The 25198-nt window shown below is 45.8% G+C and carries 20 protein-coding genes, 2 rRNA genes and 1 other annotated feature; of the genes, 2 read left to right on the forward strand and 20 right to left on the reverse strand.

What is annotated here, in order from left to right; all coding sequences use genetic code 11:
* Window positions 1-21: 21 nt before the first annotated feature.
* The 11 genes from rpmG to BVG16_RS30515 all read right to left on the reverse strand — a co-directional run bounded on the left by rpmG (window position 22) and on the right by BVG16_RS30515 (window position 9482).
* A complete protein-coding gene (gene rpmG, locus BVG16_RS30465; RefSeq protein ID WP_078502963.1) occupies window positions 22-171 on the reverse strand; it encodes a 50S ribosomal protein L33 in 150 nt (49 codons plus the stop codon).
* A gap of 377 nt (window positions 172-548) precedes the next feature.
* Window positions 549-1199, reverse strand: coding sequence for an RNA polymerase sporulation sigma factor SigH (gene sigH / locus BVG16_RS30470; RefSeq protein WP_078502985.1), 651 nt, complete (start codon window positions 1197-1199; stop codon window positions 549-551).
* 158 nt (window positions 1200-1357) lie between these two features.
* Complete coding sequence (locus BVG16_RS30475; protein WP_078502964.1) at window positions 1358-1906, reverse strand: NYN domain-containing protein; 549 nt, start codon at window positions 1904-1906, stop codon at window positions 1358-1360.
* A gap of 2 nt (window positions 1907-1908) precedes the next feature.
* The gene (gene rlmB, locus BVG16_RS30480) at window positions 1909-2664 is read right to left on the reverse strand and encodes a 23S rRNA (guanosine(2251)-2'-O)-methyltransferase RlmB (RefSeq protein WP_078502965.1); all 756 of its coding nucleotides are present in this window, start codon (window positions 2662-2664) and stop codon (window positions 1909-1911) included.
* Window positions 2665-2683: 19 nt separating this feature from the next.
* Window positions 2684-3130 (reverse strand): Mini-ribonuclease 3, encoded by a 447-nt coding sequence (locus BVG16_RS30485; RefSeq protein WP_078502966.1) that lies wholly within the window; start codon window positions 3128-3130, stop codon window positions 2684-2686.
* A gap of 13 nt (window positions 3131-3143) precedes the next feature.
* Complete coding sequence (cysS, locus tag BVG16_RS30490) at window positions 3144-4559, reverse strand: cysteine--tRNA ligase (protein ID WP_078502967.1); 1416 nt, start codon at window positions 4557-4559, stop codon at window positions 3144-3146.
* A 3-nt stretch (window positions 4560-4562) separates the two neighbouring features.
* Entirely contained in the window at window positions 4563-5219 is a 657-nt protein-coding gene (gene cysE, locus BVG16_RS30495) for a serine O-acetyltransferase (protein WP_078502968.1), read from the reverse strand.
* Between the two features lie 55 nt (window positions 5220-5274).
* Window positions 5275-5514, reverse strand: a binding site (T-box leader).
* 105 nt (window positions 5515-5619) lie between these two features.
* Window positions 5620-7077: a glutamate--tRNA ligase gene (gltX, locus tag BVG16_RS30500; protein ID WP_078502969.1), complete on the reverse strand. Its 1458-nt coding sequence runs from the start codon at window positions 7075-7077 to the stop codon at window positions 5620-5622.
* A 61-nt stretch (window positions 7078-7138) separates the two neighbouring features.
* Entirely contained in the window at window positions 7139-7621 is a 483-nt protein-coding gene (ispF, locus tag BVG16_RS30505) for a 2-C-methyl-D-erythritol 2,4-cyclodiphosphate synthase (RefSeq protein ID WP_078502970.1), read from the reverse strand.
* On the reverse strand, window positions 7618-8316 hold the full coding sequence (gene ispD / locus BVG16_RS30510; RefSeq protein WP_078502971.1) for a 2-C-methyl-D-erythritol 4-phosphate cytidylyltransferase: 699 nt from the start codon (window positions 8314-8316) through the stop codon (window positions 7618-7620). The genes ispF and ispD overlap by 4 nt, the downstream gene beginning before the upstream one ends.
* A gap of 77 nt (window positions 8317-8393) precedes the next feature.
* Window positions 8394-9482 carry a PIN/TRAM domain-containing protein gene (locus tag BVG16_RS30515; RefSeq protein WP_078502972.1) on the reverse strand — a complete coding sequence of 363 codons (1089 nt, stop codon included), beginning with the start codon at window positions 9480-9482 and terminating at the stop codon, window positions 8394-8396.
* 162 nt (window positions 9483-9644) lie between these two features.
* On the opposite strand from BVG16_RS30515, the gene BVG16_RS30520 reads away from it, so the two are divergent.
* Entirely contained in the window at window positions 9645-10040 is a 396-nt protein-coding gene (locus BVG16_RS30520) for a nucleoside triphosphate pyrophosphohydrolase family protein (protein ID WP_078502973.1), read from the forward strand.
* Between the two features lie 87 nt (window positions 10041-10127).
* Here the strand turns inward: BVG16_RS30520 and pssA are convergent, their stop codons facing one another.
* The 7 genes from pssA to BVG16_RS30555 form a co-directional block, all read right to left on the reverse strand.
* On the reverse strand, window positions 10128-10874 hold the full coding sequence (gene pssA, locus BVG16_RS30525; protein ID WP_078502974.1) for a CDP-diacylglycerol--serine O-phosphatidyltransferase: 747 nt from the start codon (window positions 10872-10874) through the stop codon (window positions 10128-10130).
* Between the two features lie 54 nt (window positions 10875-10928).
* Window positions 10929-12005, reverse strand: coding sequence for a DNA integrity scanning diadenylate cyclase DisA (disA, locus tag BVG16_RS30530; protein ID WP_078502975.1), 1077 nt, complete (start codon window positions 12003-12005; stop codon window positions 10929-10931).
* 15 nt (window positions 12006-12020) lie between these two features.
* A complete protein-coding gene (gene radA, locus BVG16_RS30535; RefSeq protein WP_078502976.1) occupies window positions 12021-13388 on the reverse strand; it encodes a DNA repair protein RadA in 1368 nt (455 codons plus the stop codon).
* A gap of 120 nt (window positions 13389-13508) precedes the next feature.
* Complete coding sequence (clpC, locus tag BVG16_RS30540; protein WP_078502977.1) at window positions 13509-15932, reverse strand: ATP-dependent protease ATP-binding subunit ClpC; 2424 nt, start codon at window positions 15930-15932, stop codon at window positions 13509-13511.
* Window positions 15933-15972: 40 nt separating this feature from the next.
* Entirely contained in the window at window positions 15973-17034 is a 1062-nt protein-coding gene (locus BVG16_RS30545) for a protein arginine kinase (RefSeq protein ID WP_078502978.1), read from the reverse strand.
* Window positions 17035-17058: 24 nt separating this feature from the next.
* Window positions 17059-17580 carry a UvrB/UvrC motif-containing protein gene (locus tag BVG16_RS30550; RefSeq protein ID WP_078502979.1) on the reverse strand — a complete coding sequence of 174 codons (522 nt, stop codon included), beginning with the start codon at window positions 17578-17580 and terminating at the stop codon, window positions 17059-17061.
* 59 nt (window positions 17581-17639) lie between these two features.
* A complete protein-coding gene (locus BVG16_RS30555; RefSeq protein ID WP_078502980.1) occupies window positions 17640-18107 on the reverse strand; it encodes a CtsR family transcriptional regulator in 468 nt (155 codons plus the stop codon).
* Window positions 18108-18691: 584 nt separating this feature from the next.
* Here BVG16_RS30555 and BVG16_RS33915 point away from each other — a divergent pair.
* Window positions 18692-21604, forward strand: a complete 2913-nt coding sequence (locus BVG16_RS33915; RefSeq protein ID WP_078502981.1) for a glycosyl hydrolase family 18 protein — start codon at window positions 18692-18694, stop codon at window positions 21602-21604.
* A gap of 482 nt (window positions 21605-22086) precedes the next feature.
* Here BVG16_RS33915 and rrf read toward each other — a convergent pair.
* Window positions 22087-22203, reverse strand: a 5S ribosomal RNA gene (gene rrf, locus BVG16_RS30565).
* 66 nt (window positions 22204-22269) lie between these two features.
* Window positions 22270-25197, reverse strand: a 23S ribosomal RNA gene (locus BVG16_RS30570).
* Window position 25198: the final 1 nt, after the last annotated feature.

Consider the following 25198-nt stretch of genomic DNA (forward strand, 5'->3'; position numbering starts at 1 on the left):
CACGACGACACCTCCAAAAAACTATCTTGTTTCGCGATGAGAAGTCTGCTCGTTGCAATACTTGCAAAATTTCTTCATCTCCATGCGGTCGGGGTGATTTCGCTTGTTTTTGCTGGTTGTGTAGTTTCTTTGCTTACAATTCGTACAAGCCAACGTTATAATTACCCGCATGATGTGCACCTCCCGAAGACATACTTTTAAAAGTCATGTCTATATTCATCCTAAAAAAACGTACGCATATTTAGGGCTACCTAAAACACTTTATCATACAGGAGAATCCATGTCAATGAAGGGCAGAGCTTCTATTCAATTAATTACAGTATTGGTCACTCTATGAAAAGATAAACCTTGTAAGCATCTTTGCGCTCCATCTAGATCTATTCGAATATTACGGACAGAAATGACTATCGTATTTTCCAATTATTTAACAAATCGATACATTTCCTAAACAGAATTTCAACAATATCTACAACTAAAAATGCACCCTTTAAAGCACATTGGGACATCGCTGCCAATGCGTACTCTAAGGGGTGCATTCTATCCATTTTCTACAAACCAAGATCACGAACTTCTAGATAACGTTCTAACTTACGCTTCACTCGTTGCAAAGCATTATCAATAGACTTCACATGTCGATCCAGATCAACAGCAATTTCCTGATAAGACCGTCCATCCAAATACAGCATAAGCACTTTGCGTTCAAGATCACTAAGTATCTCCGACATCTTGTCCTCTAACCCGACGAACTCTTCTTGATTAATAATCAGTTCTTCCGGATCCGAAACTCGGGAACCGCATATGACATCCAACAACGTACGATCCGAATCTTCATCATAAATCGGCTTGTCTAAAGAAACATAAGAATTGAGCGGTATATGCTTCTGCCGCGTCGCCGTCTTAATCGCAGTAATAATCTGTCTTGTGATACATAGTTCTGCAAACGCCTTGAATGAGGCGAGTTTATCACCTTTAAAATCTCGAATCGATTTATATAAACCTATCATACCTTCTTGGATAATATCTTCCCGGTCAGCCCCTATTAAAAAATAAGAGCGCGCCTTCGCGCGTACAAAATTACGGTACTTATTAATCAAGTACTCAAGTGCATCACTGTCGCCTTCGCGGACGGCATCAACGATATCTTCGTCTGTTCTGATGTCATAATCGAGCATTTTTAAATCATTGAGGTCGACACTCACCAAAATCCCTCCGCCCAGCAACGTCAGCAACTTCTCTATCAAGTATAGACTCCAGTATATATTATGTAACCTAGACCGTCAACCAATGTCAACCCAAAATCTATTACCAGTAACATATTTACCTTGAAATTCCATATTTTAACGGTTACCTTGCCAGGTTAGGGACTCCAATTCCCTCTGCGCCATTCTTCAAGCTTGGAGCGAATATCTTCCTTCATTTTGCCTTCTAGTGGATTTCTGTTGCTGTTCGGTCTATCAACATCGATATACTGCTTTACATCACGCTTATTCTGATCGAGTTCGAGCAACAATTCTCTAGCCGATATCCGTAACGCCCCTTGCCCAAAAGCAACATGCTGCTCCACGGAATCCGAAGTGGCTACATAAATTTGTCTGCGTCGATGCATCAGTTCGTGGACAAAGCGTTCGATGCATTCATCGGCAGTTTCTTTTTCCTTGGTAAAATGAACGGTGATCTTATTCTGGGCGAACGCGCCCCCAAGCCCCGGTACTTTGTAAGCATCAAAAACCACGATAACCCGCCGTCCCGAAAAGGCTTGGTAGTCCGCTAACTGATTAAGCAAATGATCCCTTGCTTCCTGTAGACTAATGCGTGACATCGCGACCAATTGCGGCCATGAGCCGATCATATTATAACCATCTACAAGCAAGACATCGCGCATGTCCAGCTTTTGCTTTTTTCCCATCTCTAACCTTGCTGCTTACGCTGTCGTATTACCTCATACATGAAGACACCTGCCGCTACGGATGCATTCAAGGAATTGATCTTACCTGCCATAGGCAGCTTAATTAGAAAATCACATTTATCTTTTAATAGTCGTCCCATACCTTTGTTCTCATTACCAATAATAATCGCAATCGGCATATTAAAATGGTTCGCTTCGAATAGCTCTTGTTCTGCTTCGACATCCGTGCCGACCACCCAGACGCCTTCTTTTTTCAACTGATCCAACGTCTGTGCTAAGTTCGTTACGCGTGCTACCGGTACATACTCGACCGCTCCAGCAGAAGTTTTGGATACGGTTGCTGTTAATCCTACGGCACGACGCTTCGGAATAATGACACCATGGACACCCGTACAATCTGCCGTACGTAGAATCGAACCTAAATTGTGCGGATCCTCGATCTCATCCAAAATCAGTATGAAGGGCTGCTCGCCCCGTTCCTGGGCTGAAGCCAGAATATCTTCCACTTCTACATATCCGTACGCAGCAACTTGTGCGACTACACCTTGATGTTGTACACCCGGTACCATTTGATCCAGCTTACGCTTGTCCGCATTTTGAACAACGATCTTCGCATTCTTCGCTTCTGCGAGTATAGGCAATGTCAAATGTTTCTGCGCATTATCTGCAATCCATATTTTATTAATCGTTCGACCAGAACGAAGCGCCTCGATAACCGAGTGCTTCCCCGCGATAAATTCAATAAATTCCTCTTCCATTCTTATAGCCTCCCGAGCCTTATGTTGTTGTCTTCTCTTGTTGTATATGTTCAATCGCAAGCCCAATTAATTCTTGTAGCCGATCCATTCGGTTGCTGTAATACAAATAACCAACAAGGCATTCAAACGCTGTCGCATGCCGATACTCCAAAACATCTGCGTTCTTAGGGATACTCCCTGATTTCGCATTGCGCCCTTGGCGAACCACATCTTGTTCTTCCTCGGTTAAGTGTGGCATCCATAAATTAAGAAATTTGCACTGCGCTTTGGCAGATACCATCTGCGTCGCCTGTCGATGCAAATGATGCGGACGCTGATTCGGCTGAGAAATAAGATACTGCCGAATCGCGACCTCATAGATTGCATCACCGATATAAGCCAATACAATAGGATTCGTTAATTGTGGTTTTTTCGCTGGCGGATACGGAAACCATAAAGCTGGTTCCTGCCCATCTCTTATATCCATACTCCACCTACTCTCATTTCCGGCGCCACCGCATGCCCTGAGGTGTGTCTTCTAAGATGATATTCTTCTCTGCTAATAAATCACGAATTTCGTCGGCCCGCTTCCAATTTTTCGTTTGGCGTGCTTCAACCCGCTCCGCAATTAAGTTTTCGATTTCTTCATCTAATAAATCATTCGTTTCCGTCACGACTAACCCCAGCACTTGGTTAAAATCATCGAATACATCCGCGATTGCCTTGAGTTCTACATAAGTAACATCATCGCGTTTCAAGAGTTGATTGGCTTCACTCACGGCGTCGAACCAAGCTGTAATGGCATCGGCCGTATTGAAATCATCCTGCATCTTCGTATGGAACATTTCACGAATTTGAACAAGCTTCGCTGCCAACTCTGCGTTTACGCTCTCGAGTGTCTTCGATTCATCCGGTTGCAGCGCTTGAAGACGATGCTCAACATTCGCATACGCGTTCTCGATCCGCGCTACGCTATTCTCCGCTTGGCCGATGATTTCATCGGTAAAGTTCAAAGGGTTGCGGTAGTGCGCGGCAAGCATGAAGTAACGTAGAACCGTTGGTTTGAATCTTTTGCGGAGTTCTACAACGGTGATGCCATTTCCTAAGGATTTGGACATCTTCTCATTATCGATATTAATATAACCGTTATGCATCCAGTAGTTCGCGAACGATTTTCCTGTCCGTGCTTCAGACTGCGCAATCTCACACTCATGATGAGGGAATTGCAAGTCTTGACCGCCCCCGTGAATATCTAAAGTATCCCCCAAATAGCGTTGTGCCATCGCAGAGCATTCAATATGCCAGCCCGGACGGCCGTCTCCCCATGGACTGCTCCAGAAAATTTCGCCTGGTTTCGCGCCTTTCCAGAGCACAAAATCTTGGGCATTTTCTTTGCGCTCATCCACTTCAATCCGAATGCCGAATTGCAATTCATCGATATTCTGATGGGACAGTTTCCCATAATCTTGGAATTTCTGCGTGCGGAAATATACGTCGCCATCCTTCGCATATGCATACCCTTGATCCACTAATCCTTGTATAAACGCAATAATCTCTGGGATATTGTCCGTAACACGCGGATGCACGGTTGCCGGACGAACACCAAGACCTTCGATATCTTCCTGAAACGCTTGAATGAATTGATTTGCAACTTCAGGCACAGTCGATCCCATCTGTTCTGCCTTACGAATCAATTTATCATCTACATCCGTAAAGTTTGACACATAATTAACTTCATAGCCAATCGCCTCTAGGTAACGGCGAACGACATCGAAGACAATAACGGGACGTGCGTTCCCGATATGCATGTAATCATAAACCGTTGGTCCGCAAACATACATACTCACCTTGCCAGATTGTTGCGGAACAAAAAGCTCCTTCGTTCGATTCATCGTATTGTAAAGATGTAACGCCATCGTTTACACTCCTTCTTTCATCCGCTGTTGTTCTTGTAACACATCTATTTCTTTTTTCATCCGGTCTATCTGCTCTTGCATCTGTCTAAATTGATCAATGATGGGGTCAGAGACTTGATTATGACTGAGACGATCGAGACGTTTCCCGTTCTGTTTCACGATTCTACCTGGAATGCCGACGACCGTACTATTCGGCGGGACTTCATTCAGTACGACCGAATTTGCCCCAATCATCACATTATCACCAATTCGAAATGAACCCAGTACCTTCGCTCCTGAAGCAATAACGACATTGTTGCCAATGGTTGGGTGCCGCTTTCCTTTTTCTTTACCGGTCCCGCCCAGCGTTACGCCTTGATATATCACGACATTATTGCCAATCTCGCAGGTCTCGCCAATGACGACGCCCATCCCATGGTCAATGAACAGACGCTCTCCAAGCGTTGCGCCAGGATGTATTTCAATCCCTGTGAAAAAGCGGCTGGTCTGTGAAATGACGCGAGCGACCGTATATAATTTATGTTTGAAAAACCAGTTCGCGAACCGATGCGCCCAAATGGCATGTAAACCAGAATACGTAAAGACCACTTCAAATTTACTTCTCGCCGCCGGATCATTCTCGAAGACGGTCTGAATATCTGATTTCATTCTTTGAAACATGATGATCCCCTTCTATCCCCCAAAAATAGAAAACGCCCCTACAGCAAATGAATGCTGCAGAGACGTTCGTACGCGGTCCCACTCTGCTTGAGTACTTCCAAATCTCCCTTAGAGGTACTCCACTTTAGCGTTCTTAACGCGAACGGCACGATATTCCCCACCCTGCTTCCGCAGCTCGGAAATATAGCTCCCAGGCGCATGTTCCGCTTCCGAGGATTAGGCAATTCACAGCCAATCGTTGCCCTCTCTGGAAATCCTGCTAATCAAGCGTACTTCTCCTGTTCAAAGCTTTTAAAATGATATTGATTGTAATTATATATAAGCGGGGTTTGTCTGACAAGAGATGATTTACCGCTCATCATGCCAATTTTTATAAATAGCGTTAATCATGAACTACGCATTACGCGTTCCGTTCACGTAAACGAGCAACAACTTTCTCTTGGCCTAACAGTGCAATCGTCTCGTTCAGATCACGACCATGTGTCTGTCCTGTTAAGGCAACACGAATAGGCATGAACAATTGCTTGCCTTTAAAACCGGTTTCCTTCTGTACTTCCTTAATTGCAGTCTTCATGGCATCCGCTGTAAATTCGGTTAATGCTTCTGCTTTGCCAAGGAATGCAGCAAGTACTGCTGGCACCTGCTCTTCTGCAAGAACGGCTGTTGCTTCTTCATCCATCTCAACTTGGTCTTGGAAGAATAACGAAGATAACTCGACGATATCGGAAGCGGATCTCATTTGCTCTTGATATAGTGCGACTAATGCCGTCGCCCACGCTTGTTGTTCTTCAGATAAGGTTGCTGGCAACAATCCTGCTTTTTGCAAATGTGGAATCGCCATTGCAGCTATACGCGATGTCTCTTCATTCTTAATATAGTGATTATTTAACCAGCTTAATTTGTTCGTATCGAACACGGCAGGACTCTTAGACAACCGACTCGCTTCGAAAATCTCGATAAACTGCTCCCGTGAGAAGATCTCATCTTCGCCTTTAGGAGACCAGCCCAATAGAGCTATGAAATTAAATAAGGCTTCTGGCAAATAACCCAGCTGATCATATTGTTCAATAAACTGGATAATGGATTCATCCCGTTTACTTAATTTCTTATGATTCTCATTGACGATCAATGTCATATGTGCGAACTGAGGGGGTTCCCAGCCCAAAGCTTCATAAATCATCAACTGACGAGGCGTATTGGATACATGGTCTTCACCGCGAAGGACATGCGTAATCTTCATTAAATAATCATCGATGACAACCGCAAAGTTATACGTCGGGATTCCGTCTTTCTTCACGATGACGAAGTCGCCGGATACTTCCGATTCGAACGAGATCGTGCCTTTCACCATATCATCGAATGTATACGTCTTCCCTTCCGGCACGCGGAAACGGACACTTGGTACACGGCCTTCTGCTTCGAAGGCTTGGCGCTGCGCTTCCGTTAAGTCACGATGGCGACCAGAATAACGCGGCATTTCACCGCGAGCGGTCTGCTCTTCGCGCTCTTGCTCTATTTCTTCCTCTGTGCAATAACATTTGTACGCCATTCCTGAATCAATCAACTGCTGCCAATACGTTTTATAAATATCCAGACGTTCCATCTGGCGATAAGGTCCATATTCTCCACCAACATCAATGCTTTCATCCCAGTCGATGCCTAGCCATTTCAAATAAGTCAGTTGGCTCTCTTCGCCGCCTTCAATATTACGCTTGACGTCTGTATCCTCAATACGAATAATAAATTTCCCTTTATTGTGACGAGCGAACAAATAGTTAAATAACGCCGTTCTTGCATTACCGATATGTAAGTGTCCCGTTGGGCTTGGCGCATAACGTACACGGACTTCCTGTGTCATAATACTCTAGCTCCCTTTCCCTAGCCAAAATAGCGGAAAACTCCGCCTCTATATCCCCAAATCATAGCACATCTTGAATCAGGCAGACAACCGATTGTGCCGCGATTCCTTCGCTGCGTCCGACAAATCCGAGTTGCTCCGTTGTCGTTGCTTTGACATTAATTTTGGTGGAGTCACACTCCAACGACTTCGCGATAACTTCTTGCATTTGCGGAATGTAAGGCAACATCTTCGGCTTCTGCGCAATGATCGTACAGTCCAAGTTCCCAAGGACGTATCCCTCGGCTTTGGCCATCGCCCATATTTCCTCTAGCAGCTTCACACTATCTGCATCTTTAAATGCTGCATCTGTATCTGGAAAATGTTTACCAATATCCCCTTTGCCTAGTGCACCTAAAATGGCATCACTAATCGCATGCAATAGTACATCTGCATCAGAATGTCCTAGCAGCCCCTTTTCATAAGGAATCGTAACCCCTCCAATAATACACGGCCTTCCTTCCACCAATTGATGCACATCAAATCCTTGTCCCACTCGAATCATGACTGTTCCTCCCTCATTTGTTGTAACCAGAATTGTGCAGAGACAAGATCCTCTGGTGTCGTAATTTTGATATTCGTATACTCGCCTTCCACCACATGCACACCGATGCCAAGACGTTCCACTAACATCGCATCATCCGTTCCAACCACTTGATCTTGTACGGCTTGTTCATGTGCGCGAAGGACATCCGAACGTCGAAAAGCTTGTGGGGTTTGGATAGCCCACAAGCTACGGCGATCAGGCGTATGCACAATCATACCTGCTTCATTAACCTGTTTAATAGTGTCTTTCACCGGGACGGCGAGTACAGAAGCTCCTTGCTGTACAGCTGCTTCATAGCAAGCTCGCACCCGCTCCTCCGTCACGAAAGGTCTCACGCCGTCATGGATCAGGACCCACTCGGTATTCGCCGCAAGCAACCCTTGGTAGACCGAGTATTGTCGTTCTGCTCCGCCAGCAACAATATGCGTTACTTTCCGGAGATTAAATTCCTCCACCCATCCCGTACAACGTTCAACATCTTGTGCCCCTACAACGAGAACAATTTCGTCCACCCAGGACATCTGTTCGAATTGCATCATGGTATGTATGAGAATTGGCTTGCCTTCTAGCCGCAGATATTGCTTACTTTCCGGGGTACCCATCCGTGAGCCTTTCCCTGCCGCAACGATTACCGCACCAACTTGCTTTTTCATTTACGATCCCTGCCTTGCTTATCACAAGTATTTGTCCAACCCTTATGAATTCGACCTGTGAGTTAAGCATACCTTTTTTATTGGGCTTTTTCCAATAATTTTGGCTTCGCAAAGATCATTCTGCCTGCCGATGTCTGTAAAACGCTCGTCACCAACACTTCCATCGTCGTACCAATATAATCGCGGCCGCCTTCGACGACAATCATCGTTCCATCATCCAAATACGCCACACCTTGCCCGTGTTCTTTACCGTCCTTAATAACTTGTACAATAATTTCTTCGCCAGGTAGAACGACAGGTTTCACGGCATTCGCTAAATCATTGATATTGAGTACAGAGACACCTTGCAATTCGCATACTTTGTTGAGGTTATAGTCATTGGTTACGACTTTCCCTTGCAAGACCTTCGCGAGCTTCACCAGCTTGCTGTCTACCTCGGAAATCTCTTCAAAGTCACCTTCATAAATCAATACCTTTACTTCAAGTTCCTTCTGGATTTTATTCAAAATATCAAGTCCGCGGCGTCCGCGATTTCGCTTTAATAAATCAGAAGAATCAGCAATATGCTGAAGTTCTTCGAGCACAAACTCTGGGATAACAATCGTACCTTCGAGAAACCCCGTCTTACAAATATCCGCGATTCGCCCATCAATAATGACACTGGTATCCAGAATTTTATGTTCTTCTAGCCCACGATCTGCCGTACGCCCGCCAGAGGAATCTTTCCCTCGTGACAGAAGCGCGATCAGTTCACTTTTCTTCTGCATCCCAATCCATAGTCCCGCGACACCACAACCAATCGTAAGGATCGCAGCGAATACGACGCCTAACGCGCCCACACGCATGATGACAGGATCTAGGAGTGCTGCGACGCCCAGTCCCCCGATGAGTCCAAGAAACCCTGCAAATACCTGTTCGAACGGTAACTCCGATAACATGAGTAAACCTCGTTGGACGTAGGAAATCATCAAGCTTGAGCTAAGCGAAAATAAGACCCAAAATAGCACCATACCAAATCCCATACTAAGAATGGTTCCAGCCAATACACTTGCATCCCCAAATAATGATCCTAGCCATGCCGTTGGCTCACCTGCGATAGCGTACATGCCATATCCAAACCATGCTCCTAATAACATTCCTAGGGTAAGTACCCCTTTTTTTAACATGCTATTCACCTCCTTTTACAATTATGGTCCAAATTCATCCAAGCTAATCTCAGGTTCATAACTTTTTTCATTGATAACTGGCAAATGCTTCACTTATAATTGAGGTAAGATTCTCTCGTTAGGAATGTTTACAAGACTAATAATAAATCGAGGTGTAAACACATGAGCACGCCAACTTTACAAGATTTCCAACAACAAGTATCCGAGCTATTACTCAGGCACCGCAGTCTCTTGGATGTCCTATCGAAATACGGTCAGTCGAACTCATCTGTAAATCGATCCGTAGTGAAAGCGATTACAGAATGCGGTTGTATTGAACTCAACGCAAGCAAGCAGCTCTATCCTGAGAATCATGAACTTCACGAAACCAAGCACCAACTGTCCAGCCATTTGAATGGACAGCTATGCGAGAACTGCAAAGAAGTCGTTACCGCTGAGCTTGGACGAAATCTTTTCTATATGTCAGCCCTCTGCAATTTGCTCGATGTGAATATGGAAGACGTTGTCCAGAATGAGTCTGACAAATGTTCGACCCTTGGTTTTTTTAACTTATCTTAGATCTTTCATCCCCATGAAAAAAAGCATTTATAACGTCTCCATCGGAGTACGAAATAAATGCTTTTTATTATCATTCGGTTATTCCGTTCAATTGCTCATTTGATCCGTACGTGACGAGTCATCCGACTTCGCAGCCGCACGTTGACTTTTACGACGTTTTGTGAATACCTGTTCAACGTTTTTTTTTAGGCCGTACAACGCATAGAATGCGAGTGGAATAAGAATAAGCTTTGGCGTTTGTTTCGGGAATTGAATAGCAAGAACAAGTGCAACAAGGATAACAACAGGTGCAATCCAGAAAGCTTTCTTAGGTACGCCTACTTTTTTGAAATTCGGATATTTAACGCGGCTAACCATCAAATACGACAGTAGCAGCGAGCTAATGACGAGATATGGCGTTGCAAGATCTTCGTGAAATAATGCCAGCGTACATAGAACACCGCCTGCAGCTGGAATCGGTAATCCAATGAAGTAACCCGGTGTGCCTGATATCACATTAAATCTTGCAAGACGAAGCGCCCCGCAGATCGGGAATATTGCCGTTACAGTCCAAGCCAGCGCTGGAGCCAAATGTGTAAAAGCAGTTACATACATAATAAACGCTGGAGCAACACCGAACGATATTACATCCGATAAGGAATCGAGCTCCTTACCAAATTCACTCTGGACGTTTAACGCACGGGCTACCCGACCATCTAATCCATCCATTAGCATAGCAATAATCACCATAATAGCGGCATAATCAAAATGGCCGTTAAACACTAATATGATGGAAATAATCCCGAGCACCAAATTACCAATGGTAAACAGGTTCGGAATCGATTTTGTTATCATATACTCACCTCATATTTACTATGCCCCAGTGTCATCTATTGATTGTATGACAAATTATATTTGTCTGTCAATAAACACCTGTTCTTGAATCCGCTTAAGACCTTCCTTGATCGTACGTGCCCGCACTTCCCCAATACCATCCACTTCATCCAATTCTTCGATCGTTGCCATGGTCACATGTGCCAGCTGGTGGAAGCGTTGAACCAGATTGTTGATAATCACATTCGGTAACCTTGGGATCTTGCTTAGGACCCGATATCCGCGTGGTGCAACGGATTCTTCCGCTACCAAATTGGACGTCGGATATCCTAATAACCGGATTAGATGATGTGGATCCAATAATTCATCCGAGGTGCATTTTTTCAATTGAAGGAAGATTTCTTTCATCTTCTCCTCAGAATTGTCGCGGGCATAATCCTTAATTAACAATCTCGCATCTTCTTCGGTATTCCCGACCAGCTCTTCCATCTGCATGCTAATCAAGCGACCTTCGTTGCCTAACTCGTGAATGTAACGCTTAATTTCCTGCTTGATTCGGAGCGCCATTTCAAACCGCTGTACCACATGTACAACTTCTTGCAGGGTTACAAGCTCCTCAAATTCCGATGCTGTCAAATTCGTCAATGCTTGATTCAACACGGCTTTATACCGTTCCAGCGTCTGAATCGCTTGGTTCGCTTTGGTTAGGATGACACCCATCTCTTTGAGCGAATAGCGCAGGTTGCCTTGATACAGAGTAATCACGTTACGCCGTTGAGAAATCGACACAACAAGCTTACCTGTCTGTTTAGCTACCCGCTCCGCCGTACGATGTCGAATTCCTGTCTCAATGGAGGAAATCGATGAATCCGGAATAAGCTGTGTGTTCGCATATAAGATTCTCTTTAAGTCTTCACTAATAATGATCGCGCCATCCATTTTGGCTAACTCGTACAAATAGTTCGGGGAAAAATCGCAATTGATGGAAAACCCACCATCCACGACTTCCATCACTTCCGGGCTATAGCCCACAACAATCAATCCGCCCGTTTTGGCACGCAATACGTTCTCTAGACCATCCCGAAACGGTGTACCTGGCGAAACTAAACGCAGTAGTTCATTTACATTATCTTGTTGAGTCGTTTCTTTCATTCTCTATTATGCCCCCTAACCTAATGCAGCTGTGAGTGCTTCCGCTACCGTATTTACTCCAATAATTTCAATTCCCTTGGGCGCTTTCCACCCCTTCATACTTTTCTCTGGCATGATCACACGTTTAAATCCGAGCTTTTGCGCTTCTTTGACGCGTTGTTCCACACGTGATACCGCCCGTACTTCACCGGTCAGACCAATTTCTCCAAAAAAGACATCGTATGGTTGTGTCGGTGCGTCTCGAAAGCTCGATGCAATACTAACCGCAATCGCTAAATCGACCGCAGGCTCATCCAACTTCACCCCGCCGGCGACATTGAGATAGGCATCTTGATTTTGTAAAAACATGCCCATCCGCTTCTCTAATACGGCAATAATTAAGGACATTCGTTGATGATCCACGCCCGTGGACATTCGTCTTGGGGAAGGAAAATTCGTCGAGGCAACAAGTGCTTGCAGTTCGACCAGAACCGGTCGCGTCCCCTCTACACTAGCGACAACCGATGAACCAGCAACCCCCATGGGCCGTTCGGACAAGAAGAGCTCGGACGGATTTGTAACTTCAACCAGCCCCGTCTCTTGCATCTCAAAGATCCCGATTTCATTCGTGGATCCAAAACGGTTCTTCACCGCTCGTAACAAGCGATAGGTATGATGCCGTTCCCCCTCAAAATAAAGCACGCAATCCACCATATGCTCCAACAGTCGCGGGCCTGCGATGGCTCCCTCTTTGGTCACATGACCTACAAGTACTGTCGCAATTCCTTTTACTTTAGCAATACGCATAAAGTGCGTCGTACATTCACGAACCTGTGAGACACTTCCAGGCGCCGAAGCCACAGAGGGTTGATATACCGTCTGAATGGAGTCAATGACTAGAAAGTCAGGTTGAATTTCTTCAATGGCTTCTTCAATTTGTTCCAAATTGGTCTCACACAGCACAAACAAAGACTCCGATAATGCATTTAACCGATCTGCGCGCAGTCTAGTCTGCCGCACCGATTCTTCCCCAGATACATAGAGAACTTTCAACCCTGCTACCGTTAAGGCATGTGATGTCTGCAGCAAAAGTGTTGACTTCCCGATCCCCGGATCTCCCCCGACTAATATCAAAGAGCCAGGCACGAAACCGCCGCCGAGTACACGATTTAATTCCCCGATATTTGTCTGTACTCGCGGTTCTTTGCCACTCTCTATATGTATGATCGATTGTGGTTTTTCTTTCGTATGAAAAATTGGGGATTGCATCCCTTGCGTCTTTACAACCGTCTGCGTCTCTTCAACCATCGTGTTCCAGCTGCTACAACCCGGACATTTTCCATACCATTTGGCCGTTTCATAACCGCATTCCGTACAATAGAACTTCGTCTTGACTTTCGCCATTTCAATCTCCTTACTTCATTAGAATGCTTATATATGAATCTTATCATTTTTAGGGATGAGAGTAAAAGAAAAAGCCCGAAACCATCAAGGTTTTGGGCTTTTTTTATTGATTGTGTCTATTTAGCTATGCAATACCACTAAATTGCCTTCTTGTTCGTCAATGGTAAGGTGGTCACCCTTCGAAATTTTGCCCATCAGAAGCTCTTCTGACAAGCGGTCTTCGATATGCTTCTGGATTGCACGACGCAATGGACGAGCACCATAGGCTGGATCAAATCCTTCTTTGGCAAGGAAGGCTTTTGCTTTATCCGTTAGGATGAAGTCAACCTCTTGTTCTTTCAGACGTTTACGAAGTTCTTCGGCCATCAAGGACACGATCTGAGCAATATTCTCTTCCGTTAAGGAATGGAAGACAATGGTCTCATCGATCCGGTTCAAGAACTCTGGACGGAAACTCTTCTTCAACTCCGCCATCACTTTATCTTTCATGTTGGTGTAGTCTTTGCCAGCGTCATTCGCTGCTGTAAAGCCTAGCGAGGTATTCCGCTTGATCGCTTCAGCGCCAACATTCGACGTTAAGATGATAAGCGTGTTCCGGAAGTCTACCACACGGCCTTTCGAATCGGTTAGACGACCATCTTCAAGCACTTGCAAAAGGATGTTAAATACTTCTGGATGTGCTTTCTCGATCTCATCCAATAGGACAACCGAATAAGGTTTACGTCTAACTTTCTCCGTCAACTGGCCGCCTTCTTCATAACCCACGTATCCTGGAGGTGCCCCAACAAGACGAGACGTGGAATGCTTCTCCATGTATTCGGACATATCGATACGAATGACCGCATTCTCGTCGCCGAACAACGATTCAGCTAATGCACGAGCAAGCTCTGTTTTACCAACCCCTGTTGGTCCTAAGAAAATGAAGGAGCCCATTGGACGCTTCGGATCTTTCAGACCTGCACGCGCACGACGAACAGCCCGGCTTACCGCTTTAACGGCTTCTTCTTGACCAATAACACGTTCGTGTAAGATCGATTCCATTTTCAATAAACGTTCGGTCTCTTCCTCTGCAAGCTTGCGAACAGGAATACCGGTCCAACTTGCAACGATTTGAGCGATATCATCTGGCGTCACTTCAGAATCGGTACGACCCTGTTTTTCTTTCCATTGATTTTTCGTCAAATCCAACTCTTCACGCATTTTTTGTTCCGTATCGCGAAGGGCAGCTGCTTTCTCAAATTCTTGGCTTTGTACGGCAGCATCTTTTTCCTTACGAATATCTTCAAGACGGTTCTCTAATTGTTTCAAATTAGGCGGTACCGTATAAGTGTGAAGCCTTACCTTGGAACTCGCTTCATCGATCAAGTCGATGGCTTTGTCCGGTAGGAACCGATCCGTAATATAACGGTCCGATAATTTCACAGCTGCTTCAATGGCTTCATCCGTAATTTTCACCCGATGATGCGCTTCATAACGATCACGCAATCCGTGAAGAATCTGAACCGCTTCTTCTGGCGAAGGCTGATCCACGGTAATCGGTTGGAAACGGCGTTCCAAGGCAGCGTCTTTCTCGATATATTTGCGGTACTCATCTAAGGTTGTAGCACCGATACATTGCAATTCACCACGTGCAAGAGAAGGTTTTAGGATGTTCGAAGCGTCGATAGCGCCTTCTGCTCCACCCGCGCCGATAAGGGTATGAAGTTCATCAATAAAAAGAATGATATTTCCGGCTTGACGAATTTCGTCCATAATCTTTTTCAAGCGATCTTCGAATTCACCACGATATTTCGTCCCTGCAACAACAGAACCCATATCCAAGGTCATGACACGTTTATCACGCAATGTTTCCGGAATTTCATTCTGAATAATTCGTTGCGCGAGTCCTTCTGCGATGGCTGTTTTACCTACCCCAGGCTCCCCGATCAATACCGGGTTGTTCTTCGTCCGACGACTTAATACCTGGATCACACGCTCGATTTCTTTGCTGCGGCCAATTACGGGATCTAAATGTCCTTCTTTGGCAATAGCCGTTAAATCACGTGCTAATGAATCTAACGTTGGTGTGCTAACATTGGTAGGTGTGCCATGATGGCTCGATACGGCTTCGCTACTGCCAAGCAATTGGAGCACTTGTTGACGTGCTTTGTTCAAGCTGATACCCAAATTGTTCAATACACGTGCGGCAACACCTTCACCCTCACGAATGAGTCCGAGTAGAATATGCTCTGTTCCCACATACGTATGACCCAACTTCCGTGCTTCATCCATGGAAAGCTCTATCACTTTCTTCGCACGCGGGGTATACGCAATATTCGTAGGTTGCTCTTGCCCCCGGCCAATTAAGGATTCCACCTCGTCTTGAATTTTCTCAAGTCCAAGTCCCAATGCGATTAACGCTTTGGCTGCAATCCCTTCGCCTTCACGAATAAGTCCAAGGAGAATGTGCTCTGTCCCTATATTGTTGTGACCAAGACGCACTGCCTCTTCCTGCGCTAAAGCTAATACTTTCTGTGCACGCTCTGTAAATCTTCCAAACATCATATCTATACACCTCCACTAGAACTTATTATAACTGGAATATTTATGATTTAGAAAGTTTATCGCGAATTAACTTGGCACGATAAAAATCTCTTTCTTCGGTATTTAATTTATGCCCGTAATATTGCTGCAAGAAGCCCGTCTGGGACATCACGATCAACTCATTCAACACATCCGAGGAAACACCGTCTATAATGCCTAAATCTAATCCAAGACGTACATCGGACAAACGTTGTGAAGCTTCCTTCGAATCCATCACTTCCGCAAACGATAGAATCCCAAAAGATCTCTGAATTCGATCTTTAACCCGTGTTGAGGACTCAAGCATCAACTTCTCTCTCGCTGCCTTCTCATGTTCTATGATTTGTTTGGCAACACTGTACAGGTTCTCAATAATCTCCGTCTCGGATTGGCCTAATGTAATCTGATTGGAGATTTGAAATAAATTCCCTACGGCTTCGCTGCCCTCACCATAGATACCTCGAACGGCTAACCCTACCTGCGTAATGGCTGGCAGTAATCGATTCATTTGCTGCGTAAGCACAAGCGCTGGCAGATGGATCATAACTGATGCCCGAATACCGGTTCCTACATTGGTTGGACAACTTGTTAAATATCCTCTGGTTTCATCAAATGCATAATCGACTTGATCTTCAAATATATCATCAATCTGGCTCGCCATCTCCCAAGCTTCCTCAAGTTGGAATCCCGGATACAGACATTGAATACGCAGATGGTCTTCTTCATTGATCATGATACTAGCTGCTTCATTATCGCTAATAAGAACAGCACCGTTACGTGATTCATTCGCTAAATTGGGACTGATCAGGTGCTTTTCCACCAGTACACGCTTCTCTAGCTCATTCAAATCCGATAACAAAACTTCATTGAACTGGCCAAGATTTGCGAGTTCCTTCGATTCTAGAACATGACTTAAGGTCTCCAGAATTTCTTTGGATTGTTGGTTTGTTGCAAGCATCGGAAATGGAAGCATATTTAAGTTACGGGCAATACGAACACGGCTGCTAATGACAATCTCCGAATCCGGTCCTTTCCCACGCATCCAATCGCTTAAAGCATGTTCCGTAAATTTATGAGTCACCATATTCAACCCTCCACTTCATTCCTGTCACCCTGCGGAAATGCGTTTCTCAAGCTCACGAATTTGATCGCGAATTTGAGCAGCGTGTTCAAACTCTTCATGGATAATGAGATACTGCAGTTCTTTCTTCAAATCCTCAAGTTCACGTTTGGTTTGGATCGTACCGCCGCGACGCTTAGGAATTTTACCTAAATGCTTCGTACTTCCATGAACTCTTTTGAATAACGGATCTAACCGATCTTCAAAATGCTTATAACAGGAGCTGCATCCAAAGCGTCCGATTTTACTAAACTGCGAATAGGTTAACCCACACGCTTCACAGCGAATGACCTGCGCTTTCTGACCCGTTGCATTTCCTTTACCTGTCGGGTCAAAATCAAGCAACCCTGATAATAGACTATGGATCGAAAATCCATTCGTCGTTCCCGGAATTAATTCACCTTTTTCACGAGCACAGGATTCACAGATATGAAACTCCGTTTTCTCCCCATTCACGATTTTCGTGAAATGTAGTGTCGCAGGCTTTTTACCGCACTCTTGACAGATCATGTAAAGGACCTCCCTTTTGGCTTACGATGAGATATTATTCATTATCAACGATGTATTCACTATTTCTTATTCATCAGCAGGGACAATAGCATCGCGCGTAATAAACTCGCCCTCACTTCATCCCGCAACGGAAGCTTCACGATCAGCGCATCACGAGACACTGCCGCACGAAGAAGGTTTGCTTCCCGTCTTGTAATTACCCTCGCTTCTTCCAATTGATACACAAGACCTTCTGCCGCGGCCTGTTCAATGCGATCGCCAATGGTATGTCTTAAATGCTCCTGGATCGCGAGCTCCGCAGGCAGCTGAATTCGTTGGATTCGAATATATCCGCCACCGCCTCGCTTGCTCTCCACGACATACCCCTTCTCGAGTGTGAAGCGCGTGCTGATCACATAATTGATCTGCGACGGAACGCATGAGAATTGGTCGGCTAATTCATTTCGCTGAATCTCAATCATACTGCCCGGACTCTCATGCAAAATATTCTTCAGATATTGTTCTATAATATCAGAGATATTACGCATTGATTCATCCTCCATGGTGAAATGAAAAGGCCCATCGGTTTGATGTTTAATTGACCTTGACTTTCTTTGACTTTATATACATGATAGCACTTCTTTAACAGGTTTTCAATATATCTCCGACGTTATTATTGTTGCATTTTTCACTCGAATTATACCCTTCCCATTCTTACCACAATAGAATTTATAAAAGTTTCGCCTTCATCGCTCCATAGAAAATTGATTCCAAAGTCATGGTCTGTAACAAAATCCAACAAAATGTGCCTAAGAATCTTCTATTGTATACTTCGGACTTATATATATTTTCATCAAGCAGGTTCGAAGTCCCTTTGATCTTGATTTTTCATTCCACTGAATTATGGTGCAAATGACCCTGACAAGCTCCACACCTTTGACCTACATCGATTTTTCCCCCTAACAGTCGAAATGTATCCCTTCTTATAAGAAAAAAACCCCAATAGAATCGAACTATAGGTTCCCTATTGTATTCCGTCGTAGGGGCTTCGTTGATGTGGTTGGATGAATGAAGGCGCCCATTCTTCCTCGTTCCCATCGTTCATAGGTTTATATTTTGGGAGGGATCATTTATGAAGTTTACGAAAAAATGGATGCTCGTGGTCACGTTGGTAGCTATGCTTCTCACGTTACTGCCAACGCTGTCCTTTGCAGCTGCGTCGGGCCCCCCTGGGACCCCTGCCTTATCACAGAATAATTGGGACAATAAGCCGAATTACTCGATTTCTTTCAATATGTGGTGGGGAAATAACGGAGCAACATGGAAGTTATATGAAAATGAGGTGTTGATCCATACCGCAGATTTAACAGATAATACCCCTAATGCTCAATCCGGTTCATTCAGCTTTACGAATAAAGCATCCGGCACCTATGTCTATAAAGTAGAACTCATTAACACTGCAGGAACATCCGTATCCAATAATCTGACCTATACAGTAACTGGCGGCACAGGTGGAGGAGACACGCAGGCACCTACTGCACCGACAAATCTAACCTCTACAGCGAAGACAGCTTCGACTATCGATTTAACTTGGTCAGCATCAACGGATAATATCGGTGTTACAGGCTATGAGGTGTTCAAAGATGGTGTGTCCATCGGCACGACAACAAGCACTTCCTTTCCTGTAACAGGGTTATCCGCCAATACAGCTTATGCCTTCACCGTAAAAGCCAAGGATGCTGCTGGCAATGTTTCTCCTGCTAGCAATTCCTTATCCGTGACAACAGACCCTTTGCCTGTCGATACACAAGCTCCTTCTGTACCAGGCAATCTTATAGCTACAGCCAAAACTTCCACTTCCGTCGCACTTTCTTGGTCACCTTCGACGGATAACGTCGCTGTTACGGGATATAACATTTTCAAAGATGGTATATCTGCCGGCACTTCTACAAGCACTTCCTTCAATATCACAGCTTTAACCCCCAACACGGCCTATGTGTTCACCGTTCAGGCCAAAGATGCCGCTGGCAATATATCTGCACCTAGTAATCCCCTATCTGTAACAACGGATGCTGCATCATCCATCCCTGCTTGGACCGCGGGAACAGCTTATAAAATAGGTGATCGGGTATCTTATAAAGATAGTGTCTACAAATGCCTTCAAGCACACACGGCTTTGGTAGGCTGGGAACCTTCCGGCACGCCAACCTTATGGCAATTGGATACGAGCGCCCCAGACACTACACCACCAACTGCACCAACTGCATTAACGGTCTCCAATGTCAGCAGCAGCTCTTTAACCCTCTCCTGGCAGGCTTCTACAGATAACATTGGCGTGAAGAACTACACCGTGTTCCAGAACGGAACAGCCATTGGTACATCGACTCCTACGACCTTCACTGTGACAGGGCTATCTGCCAATTCAACTTATGTATACAGTGTCAAAGCTAGTGATGCCGCAGGGAACGTGTCGGCAGCAAGCAACGAGGTTACTGTAACGACGCCTGCACCAGATCTTACTCCACCTACTGCACCTACAAATCTTACCGCTTCCAATGTGACGAGTAATACCGTTGTATTAACTTGGAATGCCTCCACTGACAACGTAGCCGTATCAGGGTATGACATTTATGCCGGCCCTGCGCTCAAAGGATCCACGACAGGAACGAGCTACACTGTAACTGGTTTGTCTCCTGTCACATTATACAATTTTACCGTCAAAGCAAAGGATGCCGCGGGGAATATATCGGATGCAAGCAATGCCGTCTCTGTTACAACCCTAGAAGGGTCTAAAGGTGGAGACTATAAAATCGTAGGTTATTTCCCTTCATGGGGTGTCTATAGCGGACGCAATTATAAAGTACCTGATATCGACGCCTCTAAGGTAACACATATTAATTTTGCTTTTGCCGATATTTGCTGGAATGGTAAGCATGGCAATCCTGATCCTACAGGACCTAACCCAACAACTTGGTCTTGTCAGGATGAGAACGGGAATATTAACGTGCCGAACGGAACCATCGTACAAGGAGATCCTTGGGCTGACACAGGAATGTCCTATCCTGGCGATACATGGGATACACCAATCAAGGGCAGCTTCAATCAACTAAATAAATTAAAGAAGGCTTATCCACAACTTAAGACGATCATCTCTGTAGGCGGATGGAGTTGGTCGAACCGATTCTCGGATGTTGCTGCGGATCCTGCTGCACGTAAAGTTTTCGCGAAATCCGCAGTAGACTTTATCCACAAGTATGGCTTTGATGGTGTAGATCTAGACTGGGAGTATCCTGTTGGTAGCGGATTACCGGGCAATAGTGCGCGTCCAGCAGATAAACAGAACTATACGTTACTCCTACAAGATATACGTACAGAACTTGACCTTGCAGGGGCAAAGGATGGCAAACATTATTATCTGACAATCGCCTCCGGCATTAGTGAACAGTATCAAAATAATACCGAACTCGATAAAATAGCCCAAATCTGCGATTGGATTAATATGATGGCTTATGATATGCATGGTGCTTGGGATCCGAAATCCGGGCAAAATGCTCCGCTCTACTTTGATCCAGCGGACAATGGGATTAACCCGACAGGCTTCAATATTGATGCTGCAATTAAAGGGTATTTAGGTAAAGGGGTACCTGCGAACAAGATCGTCTTAGGTCTTGCCTTCTATGGCCGTGGGTGGGATGGTTGTGCCAACGTAAATGGCGGCCTGTATCAAACCTGTAGTGGAGGCTCCAAAAAAGGGACTGTAGAAGCAGGTTCTTTTGATTATTGGGATCTGGCAGCTAACTATATTAACAAAAACGGCTATACCCGCTATTGGAACGATGTCACTAAGACACCTTACCTCTATAACCCAAGTACAGGCACATTCATCACGTATGACGATGTAGAATCTCTTCAATATAAGACCGATTATTTGAAGGCAAAAGGGTTAGCCGGGGGCATGTTCTGGGAGTTCTCTGGGGATAAAACCAAAGCATTGCTTCAGGCGGTTTCAGATTTTCTACCCCGACAATCGTTAATAACACCTTAAACAACGAAATCCCCTGTTGAGGTTATCCTCAACAGGGGATTCTTTAATGTAAATCTGTGTATAGTTCCGTATAGAAACGAGATTAATAACAACTTATACCCATATGTAGATACTTTCGGATCTGATTCGATCAGTTTCTACACTTACGCACTGTGGATGAAGTTGAAATCATAACATCAGGATGGAGAATAACCTGGATAACCTGTGCGTGATGTGGACGAAATTGTGGATCATGTGTATGAATCATTGGATAACCGCTTTATTTCTGTTAAAAGGGTGCATTCATGATTCATTCCGAGGTTTTTTATATCTGTCCACAATGTGGATAGATTTTTTTGCGAGGCAATTCATTGTGTATAACATGGTATTGAGCTATTTTTTTCAATGTATCCACAGTATTTTCAATACGTTTTCCTGTCCATGCACAATTGTGGACAAAAAAAACCGCCGTCGAGAATGAAATCTCAACAGCGATCTTTACTGCTTGGCATCGTCCTACTCTCCCAGGACCCTGCGGTCCAAGTACCATCGGCGCTAGAGGGCTTAACGGTCGTGTTCGGGATGGGTACGCGTGGAACCCCTCCGCTATCGACACCAAACGGAATACTTATTCAAGGTTTGAACCCTGAAAACTAGATACGAAACAACTTTTTGCGAATTAATTTTAGGATAAGCCCTCGACCGATTAGTATTGGTCAGCTCCACACATTGCTGCGCTTCCACCTCCAACCTATCAACCTCGTCGTCTTCAAGGGGTCTTACTAATTGGGAAATCTCATCTTGAGGGGGGCTTCACGCTTAGATGCTTTCAGCGCTTATCCCGTCCATACTTGGCTACCCAGCGGTGCTCCTGGCGGAACAACTGGTACACCAGCGGTATGTCCATCCCGGTCCTCTCGTACTAAGGACAGCTCCTCTCAAATTTCCTACGCCCACGACAGATAGGGACCGAACTGTCTCACGACGTTCTGAACCCAGCTCGCGTACCGCTTTAATGGGCGAACAGCCCAACCCTTGGGACCTACTTCAGCCCCAGGATGCGATGAGCCGACATCGAGGTGCCAAACCTCCCCGTCGATGTGGACTCTTGGGGGAGATAAGCCTGTTATCCCCAGGGTAGCTTTTATCCGTTGAGCGATGGCCCTTCCATGCGGTACCACCGGATCACTAAGCCCGACTTTCGTCCCTGCTCGACCTGTATGTCTCGCAGTCAAGCTCCCTTATGCCTTTGCACTCTTCGAATGATTTCCAACCATTCTGAGGGAACCTTGGGGCGCCTCCGTTACTCTTTAGGAGGCGACCGCCCCAGTCAAACTGCCCACCTGACACTGTCCCCGAACCGGGTTACGGTCCTAGGTTAGAACTCCGATACGATCAGGGTGGTATCCCAACGTCGCCTCCACACAAGCTGGCGCTCATGCTTCAAAGGCTCCCACCTATCCTGTACAGATCGTACCAAAGTCCAATATCAAGCTGCAGTAAAGCTCCATGGGGTCTTTCCGTCTTGTCGCGGGTAACCTGCATCTTCACAGGTATTAAAATTTCACCGGATCTCTCGTTGAGACAGCGCCCAAGTCGTTACGCCATTCGTGCGGGTCAGAATTTACCTGACAAGGAATTTCGCTACCTTAGGACCGTTATAGTTACGGCCGCCGTTTACTGGGGCTTCGGTTCATAGCTTCGGGTTACCCCTAACCACTCCCCTTAACCTTCCAGCACCGGGCAGGCGTCAGCCCGTATACTTCGCCTTACGGCTTCGCACAGACCTGTGTTTTTGCTAAACAGTCGCTTGGGCCTTTTCACTGCGGCCCCCTCGTGCTATTCACACTACCGGGGCACCCCTTCTCCCGAAGTTACGGGGTCATTTTGCCGAGTTCCTTAACGAGAGTTCTTCCGCGCGCCTTAGAATTCTCTTCTCGCCTACCTGTGTCGGTTTGCGGTACGGGCACCATCACCTGGCTAGAGGCTTTTCTTGGCAGTGTGAAATCATGACCTTCGGTACTGCAATTTTCCCTCCCCATCACAGCCTAGCCTTATCGATGTGCGGATTTGCCTACACATCAGCCTCACTGCTTGGACAGACATCCATCAGTCTGCGTCACTATCCTACTGCGTCACCCCATTGCTCATAACGGCTTACGGTGGTACAGGAATTTCAACCTGTTGTCCTTCGACTACGCCTTTCGGCCTCGCCTTAGGTCCCGACTTACCCTGAGCGGACGAACCTTCCTCAGGAACCCTTAGGCTTTCGGCGGACATGATTCTCACATGTCTTTTCGTTACTCATACCGGCATTCTCACTTGTATGCTGTCCAGCGCTCCTTACGGTACACCTTCAACCTACATACAACGCTCCCCTACCCCTGATACATACGTATCAAGCCATAGCTTCGGTGGTGTGTTTAGCCCCGTTACATTTTCGGCGCAGAGTCACTCGACCAGTGAGCTATTACGCACTCTTTAAATGATGGCTGCTTCTAAGCCAACATCCTGGTTGTCTTTGCAACTCCACATCCTTTCCCACTTAACACACACTTGGGGACCTTAGCTGATGGTCTGGGCTGTTTCCCTTTTGACAATGGATCTTAGCACTCACTGTCTGACTCCCGGTTATAAGTCTATGGCATTCGGAGTTTGACTGAGCTTGGTAACCCTTGGCGGGCCCCGCACCCAATCAGTGCTCTACCTCCACGACTCTTAACACCGAGGCTAGCCCTAAAGCTATTTCGGGGAGAACCAGCTATCTCCGAGTTCGATTGGAATTTCTCCGCTACCCCCACCTCATCCCCGCATTTTTCAACATGCGTGGGTTCGGGCCTCCAGTGCGTGTTACCGCACCTTCACCCTGGACAGGGGTAGATCACACGGTTTCGGGTCTACGTCCACGTACTAAGTCGCCCTATTCAGACTCGCTTTCGCTGCGGCTACGGCTCTTCACCTTAACCTTGCACGGGAACGTAACTCGCCGGTTCATTCTACAAAAGGCACGCCATCACCCATAGATCGGGCTCTGACTTCTTGTAAGCACACGGTTTCAGGTTCTATTTCACTCCCCTCCCGGGGTGCTTTTCACCTTTCCCTCACGGTACTGCTTCACTATCGGTCGCTAGGTAGTATTTAGCCTTACCAGATGGTCCTGGCGGATTCATACGGGATTTCACGTGCCCCGCACTACTCGGGATCCGTCTCGGAGAGAACAGACTTTCAATTACAGGGCTTTTACCTTCTATGGCGGGCCTTTCCAGACCTCTTCGTTTAATCGGTTCCTTTGTAACTCCATGTGAGACGTCCCACAACCCCAACCAGCAAGCTGATTGGTTTAGGCTATTCCGCTTTCGCTCGCCGCTACTGACGGAATCACTTTTGTTTTCTCTTCCTGAGGGTACTTAGATGTTTCAGTTCCCCTCGTCTGTCTCTTCACACCCTATGTATTCAGATGTGAGTGACTGGCTATTACACCAGCCGGGTTTCCCCATTCGGACATCCCCGGATCAAAGCTTGCTTACAGCTCCCCGAAGCATTTCGTTGTTCGCCACGTCCTTCGTCGACTCCTAGCGCCTAGGCATCCTCCGTGTGCTCTTAGTAGCTTAACCA

The organism is Paenibacillus selenitireducens, from assembly GCF_002021565.1.
In the GTDB taxonomy this organism is placed as follows: domain Bacteria; phylum Bacillota; class Bacilli; order Paenibacillales; family Paenibacillaceae; genus Paenibacillus_K; species Paenibacillus_K selenitireducens.